This is a genomic window from Variovorax sp. VaC1 (assembly GCF_043658315.1).
Taxonomy (GTDB): Bacteria; Pseudomonadota; Gammaproteobacteria; order Burkholderiales; family Burkholderiaceae_C; genus Variovorax.
This window is the reverse complement of the sequence record NZ_JBIGLT010000002.1, coordinates 879,086-895,560: the sequence shown is the minus strand read 5'-3', so window position 1 is coordinate 895,560 and position 16,475 is coordinate 879,086. Positions and strand designations below refer to the sequence as shown.

Genomic DNA, 16,475 nt, shown 5'->3' with positions numbered 1-16,475 from the left:
ACCATATCAATGTCGCTGCCTAAACTCCGCCGCAACTTAAGTCGTACACACAGAGGCAAGACAGGCAGAGATGGAACAGAACACTTTTGAATGCGATGTGCTGGTCGTCGGCAGCGGCGCCTCGGGCATGTCCACCGCCATCACGGCGGCTTCGCAGGGGTTGAAGGTGCTGGTGGTCGACAAGGAGCCGCGTTTTGGCGGCACCACCGCGCGCTCGGGCGGCTGGCTGTGGATTCCGGGCACGCGCCTGGCCACGGAGCAGGGCATCCACGAACCCGAAGGCGCCGCGCTCGCCTACATGCAGCACGAGACCACCACGCACTTCGACGCGGCGCGCGTCGGTGCCTTCCTGGACATGGGCCCCAAGGCCATCGATTTCTTCACGCGCAAGACCTGCGTGCAGTTCGACATGCCGGCGGTGTTTCCCGACTACCACGCCGAAGCGCCCGGCGGCCAGCAGGGCGGCCGCTCGATGGTCACGCGGCCGTTCGATGGCCGCGAACTCGGCAAGCGCGTGAAGCTGCTGGCGCCGCCGCTGCCCGAGCTCACCGTGTTCGGGATGATGTTGGGCTCGGGCCCCGAGATCAAACACTTCATGCGGGCCTTCAAGTCGCCGACCTCGTTCTGGTACGTGACCAAGCGGCTGACCCGCCACTTCCTCGACGTGCTCGGCCACGGGCGCGGCATGACGCTGACCAACGGCAATGCGCTGGCCGGCCGCCTCGCCAAGGCCGCGATGGACCTGGACATCCCCGTGTGGCTGTCGTCGCCCGTGAAGAAGCTCGTGGTCGAGTACGACGGCGTCTCGGGCGCGGTGGTGCAGCACGAAGGCAAGAGCGTGCGCGTCGTCGCCAAGCGTGGCGTGGTGCTGGCCTGCGGCGGTTTTCCTTTTGATGTGGAGCGCCGCAAGCAGCTGTTTCCGCACGCGCCCACCGGCAAGGAGCACTACTCGCCATCGCCTTCCACCAACACCGGCGACGGCCTGCGCCTGGCCGAAGCCGTGGGTGGCCGCGTCGACGGCACCATTCCGCATGCGGCGGCCTGGGTGCCCGCATCGGTCACCACGCGCCCCGACGGCACCAAGGGCGTGATGCCCCACTTCATCGACCGCGCCAAGCCCGGCGTGATCGCGGTCACCCCCAAGGGCAAGCGCTTTGCCAACGAAGGCAACTCGTACCACGACTTCGTGCAGGCGATGGTCAAGGCCTGCGAAGGCGAGCCCGAGGTCTCGGCCTGGCTGCTGTGCGACCACAAGGCACTTCGCAACTACGGCCTGGGCTGCGTCGCACCGTCGCCGCTGCCCATCGGCCGCCACCTGAAGAGCGGCTACCTCAAGCGCGGCGCAAGCATCGGCGAGCTGGCGAAAGAAATCGGCATTGCACCGGCCACGCTCGAAGCCACCGTGCAGGAGTTCAACAAGGGCGCGCGCACCGGCGACGACCCCGCCTTCGGCAAGGGCAGCAAGGCCTACAACCGCTACCAGGGCGACGCCAACGTCACGCCCAACCCCTGCGTCGCGCCGCTGGAAAACGGCCCGTACTACGCCATCCGGCTGGTGATCGGCGACATCGGCACCTTCGCCGGCCTCGTCACCGACGAGAAGACCCGCGTGCTCGACGCCAACCGCCAGCCCATCAAGGGCCTCTACGCGGTCGGCAACGACGCCGCCAGCGTGATGGGCGGCAACTACCCCGGCGCGGGCATCACGCTCGGCCCGGCACTGACTTTCGGCTACGTGGCGGGCCTGCAGCTCGCGCAGGCCGAGGCCACCGCGGCCGTGCCGCTGAAGGTCGAGCAGCGCGAAGCCGTGCCCGTGAGCCGCAAGGCCTGAGCTTTTCTTTCCAGTCAACGCATCCGCATTCCGTCCATAGAAGAAGGAGACACCGATGGCCTTTCCCTCCAACGTCGCCCCGCGCCTGCTCGAAGGCCGCCTGGCCTTCATCACCGGCGCGGGCCAGGGCAACGGCCGCGCGCTCGCACTCGGCCTGGCGCAAGCCGGTGCCCGCGTGGTCGTGACCGACATGAACGACGCCACCGTGCGCGAGACCGCGCAGCTGGTGCGCGACGCAGGCGGGCAGGCGTGGTCCTTCGTGCTCGACGTCACCTCGCCCGAGGCCTGCAACGCGCTGGCCGCGAAGGTCGGCGAAGAGGTCGGCACGATCGACCTGCTGGTCAACAACGCCGGCATCATCATTCGCGAGACCACCGCCAGCCCGCACGCAGCGGCCAACTGGAAGAAGACCATCGACGTGAACGTGCACGGCACCTTCAACACCACGCTGGCCTTCATTCCCGCGATCAAGCAGACCAAGGGCTCGATCATCAACATCGCCTCGATCGCCGCGTATGCGGGGCAGGGGGCGAGCCTGGGCTACTCGCCTTCCAAGGGCGCCATCAAGATGCTCACGCAGTCGCTGGCGCAGGAGCTGGCACCGGCCGGCGTGCGCGTGAATGCGCTCGCACCGGGCGTGATCGAAACGCCGATGACCGCCGCCACGCGCGACAACCCGGGCCGCCTCGAATCGTTCATGACGCGCATCCCCATGGGCCGCGTCGGCCAGACGGAAGACCTCGTGGGCCCGGTGATCTTCCTGGCCAGCGACATGTCGCGCTACGTCACCGGCATCACGCTGCCGGTGGACGGCGGCTTCCTCGCGGTCTGAGCCGTTCCCGCTTCCGCTTTTCCTTTCCGCTTCCTCGTCCGTCACATCCATCAGGAGACAAAAATGAAAACCATCCGTCTGTACAAGACCTTGCTCGCGACCGCCGCGTTCGCGGCCTTCGCCGCCACCGCATCGGCGCAGGACATCAAGCTCGGCTACAACGGCGACCTCTCGGCCTCGCCCTCGGCGCAGAGCGGCCAGGCCGCGGTGCTCGGCATGGAAGCGGCCATTGCCGACATCAACGCCGCCGGCGGCGTGCTCGGCAAGAAGCTCGCGCTGGTCACGCGCGACGACGTGTCGGCACCGCCCAAGTCGATCCAGAACATGAGCGACCTGATCGACAACGAGAAGGTGGTCGCGGTGTTCGGCCCCACCAACTCGGGCAACGCGATGGCGTGGAAGCACATCGCCAACCAGAAGAAGATCCCCGTGCTGGGCAACGTGGGCTCGGGCACCGACATCACCAAGCCGATGAGCCCCGGCGCCGACAACTACATGTTCCGCGTCTCGATGGTTGACCGCGAGCAGGTGGCCGCGCTCATGGCCTACGTGAAGAAAAACACCGCCGGCTCCAAGGTCGTGGGCCTGATGGCCGAGACCACCGGCTACGGCCAGGGCGGCCTGAAGGACATGGAAGAAATCGCCAAGCTGCAGGACATCAAGATCGCGGCCACCGAGCGCTTCGGCGTCGGCGACACCGACATGACCTCGCAGCTCAGCAAGATGAAGGCCGCGAACGTCGACACCGTGGTGGTGTGGGCACAGGGCACGCCCATCGCGCAGCTGGTGCGCAGCATGGAGAAGATCAACTACTTCCCGCTGACGCTCACCTCGTGGGCCGCCGACAACATCACCTTCTACGACGCGGCCGGCAAGGCGCTGGCCGAGAAGCCGATCTTCATGCGCACCGTGAGCGAAACCCGCACGCCCGCGCAGCAAAAACTGTTCGACCGCATCGGCACCAAGCTGAAGGCACCGGGCTCGTTCTCGTTCGCGCTGCATGGCTATGACTCGATGCAGCTGCTGGCGCAGGCCATGAAGCAGGCCAACAGCACCGACGGCGCCGCCGTGCGTGCCGCGCTCGAAGACCTGAAGACGCCGGTGCAGGGCGTGCTGAAGACCTACGACAAGCCCTTCAGCAAGACCAACCATGAAGCCCTGACCGCCAAGGACCTGGTCTGGATCCGCTGGAAGGACGGCAAGCTGCTGCCCTACAGCGACGCGCTGATCGGCACGCTCAAGCCGGCCGACTTCAAGCAGTAAGAAAAGAAAAAGGAGACAGGGCGGGTCTGCCTTCGCGCGGCCCCGCCCCGTCCCGCAACGGAGATACACACCATGGTTGAAGCCCTCCTGCAGGCGCTCATCAGCGGGCTCGCCGTCGGCGGCGCCTATGCGCTGGTGGCACTCGGATTCAGCATCACGTTCACCACCACCAAGACGCTGAACTTCTCGCACGGCGAGTTCGTCTCGGCCGGTGCCTTCATCGGCATGAGCGCGCTGTTCCTGGTGCTGGGCAAGCCTTTCGATTCCACGACCTTCGGCGACGCCATCCCCGGCGCGGGCGCGCAGCTCTTCGCGCTCGTGGCCGCGCTCGGCGTGATGGGGCTGCTGGGCTGGCTGCTCTATGTGCTGGGCGTGCGTCCGTTCGCGGGCCGTCCCGGCATGGCCTGGGTGATGAGCACGCTGGGCTTCGGCGTGATCCTGCAGAGCGTGGGCCTGGCCATCTGGGGCCCGAAGCCGGTGGTGGTGCCCGCGCCCGTGGGCGACACCGTGATCCGCATGTTCGGCGTGGGCGTGCGCCCGCAGGAACTGCTGACGCTGGGCGTGGCCGTGGTCGTGATGTTCGGCTTCGACCGCGTGATGAATCGCACCATGGTCGGCAAGGCGATGCGCGCGGTGGCGCAGAACGGCAACGTGGCCAGCCTCATGGGCATCAACACCAACGCCATGATGATCGGCGCCTTCGTCGTCAGTTCGGCGCTGGCCGGGCTCTCGGGCTTTTTGCTCGCGCCCATCGCACAGGCCTCGCTGTTCATGGGGCTGACCGTGGGGCTCAAGGGTTTTTCGGGTGCGATGATCGGTGGCCTGAGCAATCCGCGCGGCTGCGTGATCGGCGGCTTCCTGCTTGGCGTGCTGGAGTCGATGGTCAATCTCTGGCAGGCGCAGTGGCGCGAGGTGGCGGTGTTCGCGCTCGTGATCCTGGTGCTGGCCTTCCGGCCCACCGGCCTGTTCGGCCGCAAGACGGTGGAGAAGGTATGAAGCGCTTCGCCCATCCCGCCGGCGTGGTGCTGGCGGCTGCCGTCCTGATCGGCATCGTCTCGATGCTCGGCAACGACTACTACCTGCGCATCGCCTTCATGATGTGCGTCTATTACCTGTGCGCGGCCGGCATGAATGTGCTGGTCGGCTACGCGGGGCAGAAATCGCTCGGGCAGGCCGGGCTGTTCGCGGCCGGTGCCTATGGCGTCGCGCTGCTGACCTCGCGCACCGACATGGACCCGTGGCTCGCGCTCGCGCTGGCCGCCGTCATCTCGGGCCTGTGCGGCGTGCTCATCGCGCTGCCGTCGCTGCGCGTGAAGGGGCCTTACCTGGCGATGGTCACGCTGGCCTTCGGCATCGTGGTCGAGAAGCTCGTGGGCGAATGGACCGACGTGTTCGGCGGCGCGCAAGGCATCTACGGCATTCGCCCTCTCACCTGGAAGGGCGCGCCGCTGGACACCACGCAGTGGGTCATTCTCGGCATCGTGCTGTGCGCCGCATTGCACCTGCTGCTGCGCAACCTGTTGAACGGGCGTTTCGGCCGCGCGCTGCTGTCGCTGCAGGCGGACGAGATCGCGTCGTCTTCCGTGGGCGTGCGCGTGTACCGCGCCAAGGTCATGGCCTTCGTGGTCGCGGCCGTCACCTGCGGGATCGCGGGGGCGCTGGTCGCGCAGCAGAACCAGTACATCAACTCCGACTTCATCACCTTCCACCTGTCGATCTTCATCCTGCTGCTGGTGCTGTTCGGTGGCGCGGGCTCGATGTACGGCCCGCTGGTGGGCGCGGTGCTGCTCACGCTGACCGACGCGCTGCTGGCGCGCTGGCCCTCGGCGCAGCACTTCCTGTACGGCTTTTTGCTGCTGTTCGCGCTGTACGTCATGCCGGGCGGCGTGGTGGGCCTGTTCAACAAGTGGTTCATGAAGCCGCGCCATCGCGGCGAAGGCACGGGCGACAGCGGCGTGCCCGGGCAGATCGGCCCCGGCGGCGAAGGCGAACTGCTGGTGGTGCAGGGCGTCACCAAGTCGTATGGCGGCGTGAAGCCCGCGCAGGACGTGTCGTTCCGCCTGCAGCGCGGCCACATCCATGCGCTGATCGGGCCGAACGGCGCGGGCAAGAGCACCATGATCAACATGCTCACCGGCGTGATCGAGCCCGATGCCGGATCGATCCGCTTCCTGGGCCAGAACATCGTGGGCCAGCCGGCGCACACCATCTGCTGCCTGGGCATGGGCCGCACCTTCCAGAACCTGCGGCTGTTCGCGGACCTCTCGGTGCTCGACAACGTGATGCTGGGCCGGCACAGCCGCATGAGCAACGGCTTCCTGTCGTCGCTGGTCGCATGGCCCTCTGCCGGCAAGCAGGAGCAGGCGACGCGCGACCGCGCATTGCAGCTGCTCGACCTGGTGGACCTGGGCCACTTCGCGCACTGGCCCGCGGGCAGCCTGCCTTACGGCCTGCAGCGCCGCGTGGAGCTGGCGCGCGCGCTGGCCACCGAGCCGCAACTGCTGCTGCTCGACGAACCCGCCGCCGGCCTCAACCCGCAGGAGACGGCCGAACTCGGCGAGCTGCTGCTGCGCATCGGCAAGTGCGGCGTGTCGATCCTCATGGTGGAGCACCACATGGACCTGGTGATGTCGATCTCGGACCACGTGATCGTGCTCGACTACGGCATCAAGATCGCCGAGGGCAAGCCCGCCGAGGTGCAGGCCAATCCGCGCGTGGTCGAGGCCTACCTGGGCGTCGACGACGAAGAAGAAGAGGCACTGGCCACGGCCATGCCCGCCTGAGCAGAAAGACCGGACCCATCATGTTGAAAATCGAATCGGTGAAGGTCTCGTACGGCGCCATCGAGGCCGTCAAGAGCGTGAGCCTGGAAGTGCACGCGGGCGAGGTGGTCACCATCATCGGTGCCAACGGCGCGGGCAAGAGCACGCTGCTGAAGAGCATCGTCGGGCTGGAGCCCGTGGCCGAGGGCCGCGTGCTGATCGACGGCAACGACTGCACGCACGTGCCCGCGCACAAGCGCGTGGGCCTGGGTGTGGCGTTGTCGCCCGAAGGCCGCGGCGTGTTCCCCGACCAGACGGTGCGCGAGAACCTGCTGCTGGGCGCCTACTCGCGGCGCAACGACAAGGCCTTCATCGAGGCCGCCCTGGCACGCGAGTTCGCGCGCTTCCCGCGCCTCAAGGAGCGGCAGGACCAGCCCTCGGGCACGCTCTCGGGCGGCGAGCAGCAGATGCTGGCCATTGCGCGCGCGCTGATGAGCGAGCCGCGCCTGCTGCTGCTCGACGAGCCTTCGCTGGGCCTGGCGCCGCTCATCATCAAGGACATCTTCGACGCCATCCGCCAGCTGCGCAGCTCGGGCCTGACGATCCTGCTGGTCGAGCAGATGGCCAAGCAGGCGCTGGGCGTGGCCGACCGCGCCTATGTGCTGGAAACCGGCTGCATCACGCTCGAAGGCTCCGGCCGCGAGCTGCTCGACAACCCCAAGGTGAAGTCGGCGTACCTCGGCTCGCACTGAGCGCGCCAGCCTCTTCACTTCCATTCATTCATCACTGAAACAGACGAAGGAATCCTCATGACCGCACCCACCAAAGTCTTCGCCAGCCAGGCCGACCTCGAAGAAAAGAAGGTCTCGTTCACCCGCCTCTCGGAGAACGCCTACGCCTACACCGCCGAAGGCGACCCGAACACCGGCATCTTCATCGGCGACGAAGCCGTGATGGTGGTCGACACGCAGGCCACGCCCGCGATGGCGCAGGACGTGATCCGCCGCATCCGCGAAGTCACGCCGCTGCCCATCAAGTACGTGCTGCTGAGCCACTACCACGCGGTGCGCGTGCTGGGCGCGTCGGCGTACTTCAAGGAAGGTGCCGAGCAGATCATTGCCAGCCGCGACACCTACGACCTGATCGTCGAGCGCGGCGAGCAGGACAAGGCCAGCGAGATCGGCCGCTTTCCGCGCCTGTTCCGCAACGTCGAGTCGGTGCCGGCGGGCCTCACCTGGCCCACCATGACCTTCGACGGCACCATGAGCGTGTGGCTGGGCAAGAAGCTCGAAGTGAAGATCGCGCAAGTGGGCCGCGGCCACACCAAGGGCGACACCATCGCCTACCTCGAAGACCAGAAGATCTGCTTTGCCGGCGACCTCGTCGAGTACCAGAGCACCGCCTATGCGGGCGACTGCTACTTCCGCGACTGGCCCACCACGCTCGACCGCCTGGCGGGCTTCGGCTTCGAGAAGCTGGTGCCCGGCCGTGGCGCCGCGCTGGAGAACGCGGCCGACGTGCGCAAGGCCATCGCCTCCACGCGCGCCTTCATCTCCGACGTGTACACGCTGGTCAACAACGGCGTGGCGCTGGGCAAGTCGCTCAACGTCATCTACAAGGAAACCGTGGCCGCGCTGCGCCCGACCTATGGCCACTGGGTGATCTTCGACCACTGCATGCCCTTCGACGTGACCCGCGCCTACGACGAGGCCACCGGATACGTGCACCCGCGCATCTGGACGGCGGAGCGCGACATCGAAATGTGGAACGCCCTCGAAGGCTGATGTGACCGCCCCGGCGCGCCCCACGGGCGCCACGCCCGCATCGGTGCAAGGCTGGATGCTGCTGGCCATGCTGTTGTGGGGCGTGAACGTGTCCGCCGTGAAGGCGCTCACCACGTCCTTCGAGTCGTTGCCGCTCGCGGCACTGCGCATGGTGATGGCCTGCGTGGCGCTCACGGCCATCGTGCTGTGGCGGCGCGGCGGGCTGCCCGTGCTGGGCGCCAGGCAGCTTGCGGGCATGACGGGCTGCGCGTTCCTCATGGTCTATGCGAACCAGATCCTGTTCGCGCAGGGGCTGCTGCGCTCCACCGCCACCAATGGCGCGCTCATCATGGCGCTGAGCCCGCTGGTGTCGGCGCTGACGGCCGCGCTGGTGTTCAGCGAGCGCTTCACGCCACGACGCATGCTCGGCGTGGCGCTGGGCTTTGCCGGCGTGGCTGCGGTGGTGTTGAGCCACCCCGGCGCGGGGCTGTCGAGCGCCGGCATCGGCGACCTGATGCTCGCGCTGGCCGTGGTGAGTTTCGCGGTCGGCGGCGCGGGCGTGCAGCGCCTCGCGCGGCAGATCGATCCGCTGTCGATCAGCTGGGTCATCTACATGATCGGCACCGGCATGCTGGTCGTGCACACCGTGCTCGGTCCGTCGCGGTTGGGCACCGCCCAACTGTTCCCGGGCGTGTGGCCTTGGATGCTGGTGCTGTTCTCCGGCGTGGCGGCCACCGCGGCCGGCAACCTGATCTGGAACCGCGCCATCTCGATCATCGGCATGGCGCGCACGGCCGTCTTTCTTTATTGGGTGCCGGTGTTCGGCGTCGCGTTCGCGGCGCTGCTGCTCGGCGAGGTGCTCACCTGGTGGCACCTGGCCGGCTTTGCCGCGGTGATGGGCGGAACGTATCTCGGCACGCGGCCCGCCGTCGCGGTGGTGCCGCCACCTCGCGCGCTCTGAGCGCCGTTTCTTTGCTGTTGTCCATGTCCGATTCTTCTCCCTTGCTGTTCCAGCCATTGAAGCTGCGCGACCTCACGCTGGCCAACCGCGTCGTCATCTCGCCGATGTGCCAGCACGCGGCCGACCGCGGCCATGCCACGCCCTGGCACCTGGTGCACCTGGGCAAGTTCGCGCTCGGCGGTGCGGGCCTGATCCTGACCGAAAGCACGGCGGTCGATCCGCGTGGCCGGATCGGCACCGCCGACCTCGGCCTGTGGAAAGACAGCCAGATCGCGCCGCTGAAAGCGGTGGTCGACTTCGTGCACGCGCAAGGCAGCGCCATCGGCGTGCAACTCGCGCATGCGGGGCGCAAGGCCGGCAGTGAGCCGCTGTGGGAAGGCGGCGCGGCATTGAGTGCCGAACGCATGGCCGCCGACGAAGAGCCATGGGAGCGCCTCGGCCCGAGTGCGCTCGCGGCGGGCCCCGGTTGGTCGGCGCCGCGTGCGCTCGATGCGAACGGCGTCGCCTCGGTCGTGAAGCATTTTGTCGATGCGACGGTGCGGGCCGACAAGGCCGGCTTCGATGTGGTCGAGCTGCACTTCGGCCATGGCTACCTGGTGGCGAGTTTTCTGTCGCCCAACGCCAACCATCGCGGCGATGCGCTCGGCGGCAGCCGCGAGAACCGCATGTGGCTCGCGCTGGAGATCGCGCAGCGCGTGCGCGCGGTGTGGCCCGCAGGCAAGCCGCTGTTCTGCCGGCTCTCGGCGGTCGACGGCACGCTCGATGGCTGGAACCTCGACGACTCGGTGGTCCTGGCGCGCGAATTGAAGCGCTGCGGTGTCGACGTGATCGATTGCTCGTCGGGCGGTTTGACCGAAGAGACACGCGCCTTGCCCGTGCCGCGCGGCCTGGGCTTCCAGGTGCCGTTCTCCGAGCGCATCCGGCGCGATGCGCAAGTCGTGACGCAGGCGGTCGGCATGATCGTCGATGCGCAGCAGGCCGAGGCGGTGCTCGCCGCCGGTGAAGCCGACCTGATCGCGCTCGGCCGCGAGGCGCTGTTCGACCCCTACTGGCCGCATCACGCGGCCGCCACGCTGGGCGCCGACCCAGGCTACGAACGCTGGCCCGTGCGCCACGGCGTGTGGCTCGCCAAGCGCGCACCGGGCCTGGCGCGTGCGCGCGCCGAAGCGGCGGCGGCATCCGACAACCAGGAGACAAGCACGCAATGACCGAACCGTCGACGAACATCACCGCCACCCTGCGCATGGGCCTGATCCGCAAGAAGCCCGATTGGACCGACGAAGCCTTCCGCACCCACTGGCGCGACAAGCACGGCCCACTGGTGGCGCAGCTGCCCGCGTTGCGCGCCTATCGGCAGAACCTCGTGGTCGACCGGCTGCAACGCGGCATCGACTTTGCGCGCGGGCCTTGGGACTTCGACGGTTTTTCGCAGCTGCGCTTCGATGAAGCGAAGCGGGCGAACGAGGCCTTCATGCACGGCGATCTCGCTTCGGCGATCCGCGCGGATGAACGGCACTTTCTTGGCGGGCTGCACATCGTGACCGTCGCGCAGACCGAAGTCATCGCGTTGCCGCCGAAGCCCGAGGGCCTGCTCAAGCGCATCTCGCTGCTGCGCCGGCCAGCCGCGCAGTCCGAAGAAGACTTTCGCCGCGAATGGCGAGTGCACGCCGACCACGTGCGCCGCATGCCCGGCGTGAGCGCCTACCGCCAGAACGTGGTGACCGCGCGCGAGTTCGTGAAGGGCACGCCCTGCGGCTACCCCGAGCTGCCGATCGACGGCATCGTCGAGCTGTGGTTCGAGAACACCGACACGCTGAACGCCGCGTTCGCATCGCCGCAAGGGCAGGTGACGATGGCGCATGCGCTCACCTTCCTGGCGGAGATCACGGCCTTCGTGGTTGAGGAGCATCGGGTGGTGTGAGTGCCCTGGGCGCACCCGCATCGCGTCGCGCTCAGAAGTTCTTCAAGGTGTCGATCTGCAGCTGTGTCAGGCCGCGCTGGTACAGCACGTCGGAGCGGAAGTTCGCGGCGATCGCTGCGGCCTGCGTGTCCACCTCTGTGGCGCGCGCAGCAGTGCTCGTGGCACCGATCCAGGTGTTCGTGCCCGTGAGGATCAGGAAATTCACCAGCGTGACCGTGCCGCCGTCCGGCACCGTGATGTCGAAGTGCATCGTCACGATGTTGCTGCCGTCCGATGCGTTGAGCGCCGAGGTGGATGCGTAGTCCACGTGGTCCGCCGCGCCGAAGACGAAGCCCGCGTCGCGGCCCTTGCCCAGGCCGTCCCACACCGTCAGCGCCTTCTGCGGTGCGCCCACCGGTGCGTAGATCACGCCCGCGCCGTAGGAGCCGAGGATGCTGGTGTAGGTCACCTTCGCCGTGATGGACGATGCCGTGGGGTTGTGGAAGGTGTCGGTCATGCGTCCCCACGACTGGTTGGGTTGCGCGTAGAAGGTGCGCTGCACGTCGAGGTCGTTCAGCGTCCTGGTGGCGGAGCGGATGTTCTGGACGCCCCGTGTCTGCGACACGGTCCAGCCCGACAGGCCGGCGCTGAAGTCGCCGTTGACGATGAAGCTCTGGGAGCGGGGCGCGCTGTCGTCCACCGACACCATCTCGATCGACGTGCCCTGGCCGCGATTGCACTGCTCGAACGACAGCACGACCACCTGGCCGACATAGGCCGTGAGCCACGCGAACCCCCACGTGCCCGACGGGCCGCTGCTGTCGGTCTTGTAGAGCGTCTTGAGCAGTCTGTCGCTGGTGTCGCGCAGTACCACCTGCATGAAGGCCGGCTCGTCATTGAAGTTGCCGCGCAACACGCCAGGCTTGCCGCTCCATCCGAGGTTCACGCGGCCGACGGCCTTCCTCAGGTCCAGGGTCTGCTGCAGCCGCGCATCGGGCACCGGATGCAGGAACGCGGCAACGCCGTTCGACTGGAACTGCGGGTCGGTCGTGGTCGACACGACTTTCATGCCGTCGGCTGCCGTCATCTCGGGGCCCAGCGGCGTCAGATCCTTGAAGGTCTGATCGCTGTCGAAGCCTTTCGAGCGGTTGCCCACTTTCACGCTCAATGCAAGCGCGCCCGAACCTATGCCCACACCCGAACCCGCGAACTGGTCGTTCCACCCGTTTCCGATGGAAAAGTCGGGCGTCAGGTCCCAGAAGTTCGCCTGGCCGGGGCCGACGCTGGGGTAGAGGTCGTTGTCGTGGTTGACGATGCTCTGCGCAAGGATCGTCGATGCAGGCAGCAAGGTCGGCGTTGCAAGCTCGGGGCTGGCAGGCGGTGCCGGTGGATTGGGGGCGGGCGGTGCCGGCGGTACGGGCGGGACCGGTGGTTGCGGCGCCGGTGGCATCGGCGCAGGAGGCTCGCCCGGGGCGGGTGCCGGCGGCACGCCGACCGGTGGAAAGGCGAACCCACCACCGCCCCCGCCACCACCGCACCCGCTCAACACCGCGATGCCTACCGCGCTGAGCGCAAACCTTCTCCGGTCCATGATCGATCTCCTCGTGATTCTTCTGAAGACAGTTCCAAAGCGGCGCGCCGATGGCGGCCGTGAGGCGCCGATTGAAGCGGCTTCGATGTCTTCGGACCATCACCGAAACTGGGTAGAAAGGCGCGTGGCGTGTAGTCCGTTTGCGCGATTGACGCTGCCGTCGCGCGACGCCGCTGTGGCGGTACTCGTGGCCGCAAGCGCAAAAGTAAGATCGGCCCTCGGCAACACCGGAGCAGCAGGCATGGCGCGCATCTTCTTCGTGGGCATCGTCATGGCCACCGTCGCGTGCACGGCACTCGCGCAGGCGCGCAAGCCGTTGCCGCCCGGCGTGGTCGGCGTGCTGCACATCGACGCCGGCACCGACTACGTGTTTCTCGACCGGCCCACCACCGTGGGCGGTGCATGCAAGGGATGGAAGGCGGTGTCGATCCAGGCCCCGGGCCCGGCGGGATCGGGCATGACCCGCATCATGTGCTGGAAGGAATTGAACGGCCAGTTGCTGACTGCAACCGAGGCCAAGGTCTCATCGGAAGTCGTGCCGATGGACCTGATTCGCTGAGGCGAACCGAACGACGGGCGAACGACGGGCCGCGCTCAAGCCGGCAGCAGGCGGTCTTTCGGCGCCGCTGCCAGCTGCACCGGCCGGGCCGGCGTCCACTCCGCGTCCTGTGGCGCCGCTTTGCCGTCGCCTGGCAGCACGAACTGGCTGATGAGCGCATCGAGATGACGTGCCTGGTCGCGCAGGCCTTCCGATGCCGCGGCCGACTCTTCCACCAACGCAGAGTTTTGCTGCGTCATGCGGTCGAGATGCGAGACGGCGGTGTTGATCTGCCCGATGTCTTGCGTCTGCGCATGCGTTGCGGCGGTGATCGCGCTCACGGTGTCGGCCACCTGACGGATCGAATCCATGATGCGGCCCATGGTTTGCCCCGCGCTGTCGGCCAGCGTCGTGCCAGCCTCGATGCGGTGCACCGAGTTTTCGATCAGGCCCTTGATCTCGCGCGCGGCCGCGGCCGATCGCGTGGCGAGCTGCCGCACTTCCGCCGCCACCACCGCGAAGCCCCGGCCCGACTCGCCAGCGCGCGCCGCTTCGACGGCGGCATTGAGCGCGAGGATGTTCGTCTGGAAGGCGATGCCGTCGATCACGCCGATGATGTCGGCCATCTTGTGCGAGGCGCGATGAATGTCCTGCATGGTGCCGACCACCTGCGACACGACCTCGCCGCCTTGTGCCGCCACGGTGGCGGCGGCACCGGCCATCTGCTCGGCCTTGCCCGCGGCCTCGCTCGACTGCTGCACGTTGCGCATCACCTGCTCGAGCGCCGCAGCCGTCTGCTGCAGGCTGGACGCGGCGTTCTCGGTGCGCGTCGACAGGTCCGAATTGCCATGGGCGATTTCTCCGGCCGCCATGTGCACGCTCTGCACCGACTCCCGCACGCGCAGCACCAGTTCGCGCAGCGCGCCCTGCATCGCACCCAACGCCAGCAGCATCTGGCCGGCTTCATCGCGCGCATGGCCTTCGATGTCCTGGCGCAGGTCGAGGCTGGCCACGCGGCCGGCTGTTTCGCCCGCCACGCGGATCGGCCGGCTGATGCTGCGCACCAGCCACTGCGCCAGCACGATGCCCAGCAGCAGCGCCGTTGCACTGAACAGCACCAGCGCCAGCCGGGCCGATGCGCTCAGGTCTTCGATGCGAACACCGGCCGCATCGATGGCCTCGCGTTGCGATTGTGCGAGCTTGCCGAGGGACTCCAGCAACGCGGCGGCGCCGGGCTGAAAGCGCTGCGCGTAGACGTTGCGGATGCGCTCCGTCAGGCCCGAGTCGCGCGCGGCGATCAGCTCTTTCACGGCCTTCTTGAAGTCTTCGCCGGTGGCCTGTGTTTGCGCCAACAATGCGCGGTCGGATGCTGTGTGAAGTCGCTCCGACACCTGCTGCAGCAACTCGCCGTACCGGCTTTCAGTCGCCTGGATGTCGGCGGCCAGGATCTCGCCAACCTCAGGCTCGGAGCTCAACGCCATCGCCTTGTAGCGCTCGGCATTGATGGCCTGGTGGCGGTAGGCGTCCACCACCAGGCGCTCCGACACGCCGTGCTGCTGGATGGCTTCGTGCGTGGCCTCGTTCACCTTCGCAAGCGACCAGATGCCGATGCCCGAACCCGCAAGGGTCAGCAGCAGCACGACGCTGAAGGTGGCCAGGAGGCGTCGGCCAAGAACGTTGGTGGTGTGGGGTCGGGGAGCGCGCAGGTCGGTGGTCACGGGCAGGTGCCCGTGCCGGGATCGGCGCGGGACGATGAGGGCAGGGGAGGGTTCCCGCGCTGGATTAGACCGGGGCCTTGTTACCGCTCATTGACTGTTTGGAGTCGGGCATGGAGCCCGGCTCGACGGCGGTCGCTTCGATGCGCTGGCGATGTTCCGTTCACGCACCGACCTTCACGTCTTCGGTCGCGGCCGGGAGTATTGACGCGATGTGGCGTCGCCCCAATCGCTTGCCCAGTGCTGCGGTCGGTAATTCCACCGTCCGATGGATCAGATAGGCGACCGCAACGGCCGCGCTGAATGCGAGCAGCGCCGCAGGCACGAAGCTCATGCCATTCGCCATCAGGAATCGGATGGCCGTATAGCCGATGAGCGAGTGCACGATGTACAGGGGGTAGCTGACGTCGGCGAAAAAATCCAGCACACGATTCGCCCGAAACCGGCTACGGAGCACATAGCAGAGACTGAATAGCGCGAGTGCGTAGCTGTAATTCATCGCCGAGCTGGCGGCTTGGGCGTACCAGGGCGTTCTTTTCCACATCGCCAGGAAGATGAGCAACACCACGATGGCCGAGCCTGCGAGCACCTTCGGTGAGATCTTCTTCGTCAGCTCGAGATGAAAGAGGGTGCCGATGAACAGGAACGGAAGAAACAGCAGTTGGGTGTTGGTCGAGGTGAGGGCCACCTGCAGCGTGCCCATGGGCACGACGTTCCAGGCCTTCGGGACGCACCGGAAGTACACCAGCATGAGCAACGCGAAGCCGATGATGACCAGCACTGGCCGGCGCCGGATCAAGGGCCACAGCAGCATGGCGACGAGGTAGAACTTGACCTCGATCGCGAGCGTCCAGTTGACAAGGTCCGTCGTCATCTGGCCCGTCTCGATATGGACCAGCAGCATGTTCGCGATCAGCCGGCCTGTTTCGATGTGGAATGCCTGCCCCCAGTATTTGCTGGAGAGCCACACAACGAACAGCACGGCAGCGCTGGCGACCCAGTATGTCGGATAGATCCGCAGCAGGCGCGCGACAAGAAAGCGCCTCGCACCCAGCTTCTCGAGCGAGAACGGGATCACGAACCCGCTGATCAGGAAGAAGATGGCGACACCGAACGCGCCATAGTTGACGGTGGGCGGCATGATGTACTGCCCCACGATCGACGCAGGACCTTCGGCAGGCGGCGCGAAGATGAACATCGAAACAAGTTCACGCGCACCCCAGTAGGTACCGGAGTAGTGGGCGATGACGACGAGGAGAACGGCCAAGCCGCGCAACTGGTTGGCGAAGGCGAACTTGCCTTGTGCGGGGAGTGTCATC

The 16,475-nt window shown here is 67.3% G+C and carries 14 protein-coding genes; 11 read left to right on the top strand and 3 right to left on the bottom strand.

Annotation, left to right across the window (positions count from 1 at the left end; translation table 11 throughout):
• Window positions 1-70: 70 nt before the first annotated feature.
• The 10 genes from ACGLHS_RS11120 to ACGLHS_RS11075 all read left to right on the top strand — a co-directional run bounded on the left by ACGLHS_RS11120 (window position 71) and on the right by ACGLHS_RS11075 (window position 11,333).
• Window positions 71-1,831, top strand: a complete 1,761-nt coding sequence (locus ACGLHS_RS11120) for an FAD-dependent oxidoreductase (RefSeq protein ID WP_394479561.1) — start codon at window positions 71-73, stop codon at window positions 1,829-1,831.
• 55 nt (window positions 1,832-1,886) lie between these two features.
• Window positions 1,887-2,663 (top strand): SDR family NAD(P)-dependent oxidoreductase, encoded by a 777-nt coding sequence (locus tag ACGLHS_RS11115; protein WP_394479558.1) that lies wholly within the window; start codon window positions 1,887-1,889, stop codon window positions 2,661-2,663.
• Window positions 2,664-2,726: 63 nt separating this feature from the next.
• Complete coding sequence (locus ACGLHS_RS11110) at window positions 2,727-3,926, top strand: ABC transporter substrate-binding protein (RefSeq protein ID WP_093246698.1); 1,200 nt, start codon at window positions 2,727-2,729, stop codon at window positions 3,924-3,926.
• A gap of 72 nt (window positions 3,927-3,998) precedes the next feature.
• Window positions 3,999-4,922 carry a branched-chain amino acid ABC transporter permease gene (locus tag ACGLHS_RS11105; RefSeq protein ID WP_093246699.1) on the top strand — a complete coding sequence of 308 codons (924 nt, stop codon included), beginning with the start codon at window positions 3,999-4,001 and terminating at the stop codon, window positions 4,920-4,922.
• On the top strand, window positions 4,919-6,709 hold the full coding sequence (locus ACGLHS_RS11100) for an ATP-binding cassette domain-containing protein (RefSeq protein ID WP_394479555.1): 1,791 nt from the start codon (window positions 4,919-4,921) through the stop codon (window positions 6,707-6,709). Before ACGLHS_RS11105 ends, ACGLHS_RS11100 begins: the two co-directional genes overlap by 4 nt.
• Window positions 6,710-6,729: 20 nt before the next feature.
• The gene (locus ACGLHS_RS11095) at window positions 6,730-7,440 is read left to right on the top strand and encodes an ABC transporter ATP-binding protein (RefSeq protein WP_394479553.1); all 711 of its coding nucleotides are present in this window, start codon (window positions 6,730-6,732) and stop codon (window positions 7,438-7,440) included.
• Between the two features lie 57 nt (window positions 7,441-7,497).
• Entirely contained in the window at window positions 7,498-8,472 is a 975-nt protein-coding gene (locus ACGLHS_RS11090; protein ID WP_394479551.1) for an MBL fold metallo-hydrolase, read from the top strand.
• 1 nt (window position 8,473) lies between these two features.
• On the top strand, window positions 8,474-9,412 hold the full coding sequence (locus ACGLHS_RS11085) for a DMT family transporter (protein ID WP_394479549.1): 939 nt from the start codon (window positions 8,474-8,476) through the stop codon (window positions 9,410-9,412).
• A gap of 23 nt (window positions 9,413-9,435) precedes the next feature.
• Complete coding sequence (locus tag ACGLHS_RS11080; RefSeq protein ID WP_394479547.1) at window positions 9,436-10,620, top strand: NADH:flavin oxidoreductase/NADH oxidase; 1,185 nt, start codon at window positions 9,436-9,438, stop codon at window positions 10,618-10,620.
• Window positions 10,617-11,333, top strand: a complete 717-nt coding sequence (locus tag ACGLHS_RS11075; RefSeq protein WP_394479545.1) for an EthD family reductase — start codon at window positions 10,617-10,619, stop codon at window positions 11,331-11,333. Before ACGLHS_RS11080 ends, ACGLHS_RS11075 begins: the two co-directional genes overlap by 4 nt.
• A 31-nt stretch (window positions 11,334-11,364) precedes the next feature.
• Here the strand turns inward: ACGLHS_RS11075 and ACGLHS_RS11070 are convergent, their stop codons facing one another.
• Window positions 11,365-12,903: a hypothetical protein gene (locus tag ACGLHS_RS11070; protein WP_394479543.1), complete on the bottom strand. Its 1,539-nt coding sequence runs from the start codon at window positions 12,901-12,903 to the stop codon at window positions 11,365-11,367.
• 241 nt (window positions 12,904-13,144) lie between these two features.
• Between ACGLHS_RS11070 and ACGLHS_RS11065 the strand changes: the two genes are divergently transcribed.
• Complete coding sequence (locus ACGLHS_RS11065; RefSeq protein ID WP_394479541.1) at window positions 13,145-13,462, top strand: hypothetical protein; 318 nt, start codon at window positions 13,145-13,147, stop codon at window positions 13,460-13,462.
• A gap of 35 nt (window positions 13,463-13,497) precedes the next feature.
• Here ACGLHS_RS11065 and ACGLHS_RS11060 read toward each other — a convergent pair whose 3' ends face one another.
• Window positions 13,498-15,159: a methyl-accepting chemotaxis protein gene (locus ACGLHS_RS11060; protein WP_394479539.1), complete on the bottom strand. Its 1,662-nt coding sequence runs from the start codon at window positions 15,157-15,159 to the stop codon at window positions 13,498-13,500.
• A gap of 160 nt (window positions 15,160-15,319) precedes the next feature.
• On the bottom strand, window positions 15,320-16,474 hold the full coding sequence (locus tag ACGLHS_RS11055) for an acyltransferase family protein (protein WP_394479537.1): 1,155 nt from the start codon (window positions 16,472-16,474) through the stop codon (window positions 15,320-15,322).
• Between the last annotated feature and the right edge of the window lies 1 nt (window position 16,475).

Bases quoted from the DNA above. Each gene is read 5' to 3' on its own strand.
- ACGLHS_RS11090 (WP_394479551.1), top strand. From the start codon at position 7,498: ATGACCGCACCCACCAAAGTCTTCGCCAGCCAGGCCGACCTCGAAGAA.
- ACGLHS_RS11070 (WP_394479543.1), bottom strand. From the start codon at position 12,903: ATGGACCGGAGAAGGTTTGCGCTCAGCGCGGTAGGCATCGCGGTGTTG.
- ACGLHS_RS11065 (WP_394479541.1), top strand. From the start codon at position 13,145: ATGGCGCGCATCTTCTTCGTGGGCATCGTCATGGCCACCGTCGCGTGC.
- ACGLHS_RS11095 (WP_394479553.1), top strand. From the start codon at position 6,730: ATGTTGAAAATCGAATCGGTGAAGGTCTCGTACGGCGCCATCGAGGCC.
- ACGLHS_RS11055 (WP_394479537.1), bottom strand. From the start codon at position 16,474: ATGACACTCCCCGCACAAGGCAAGTTCGCCTTCGCCAACCAGTTGCGC.
- ACGLHS_RS11105 (WP_093246699.1), top strand. From the start codon at position 3,999: ATGGTTGAAGCCCTCCTGCAGGCGCTCATCAGCGGGCTCGCCGTCGGC.
- ACGLHS_RS11100 (WP_394479555.1), top strand. From the start codon at position 4,919: ATGAAGCGCTTCGCCCATCCCGCCGGCGTGGTGCTGGCGGCTGCCGTC.
- ACGLHS_RS11075 (WP_394479545.1), top strand. From the start codon at position 10,617: ATGACCGAACCGTCGACGAACATCACCGCCACCCTGCGCATGGGCCTG.
- ACGLHS_RS11080 (WP_394479547.1), top strand. From the start codon at position 9,436: ATGTCCGATTCTTCTCCCTTGCTGTTCCAGCCATTGAAGCTGCGCGAC.
- ACGLHS_RS11110 (WP_093246698.1), top strand. From the start codon at position 2,727: ATGAAAACCATCCGTCTGTACAAGACCTTGCTCGCGACCGCCGCGTTC.
- ACGLHS_RS11115 (WP_394479558.1), top strand. From the start codon at position 1,887: ATGGCCTTTCCCTCCAACGTCGCCCCGCGCCTGCTCGAAGGCCGCCTG.
- ACGLHS_RS11120 (WP_394479561.1), top strand. From the start codon at position 71: ATGGAACAGAACACTTTTGAATGCGATGTGCTGGTCGTCGGCAGCGGC.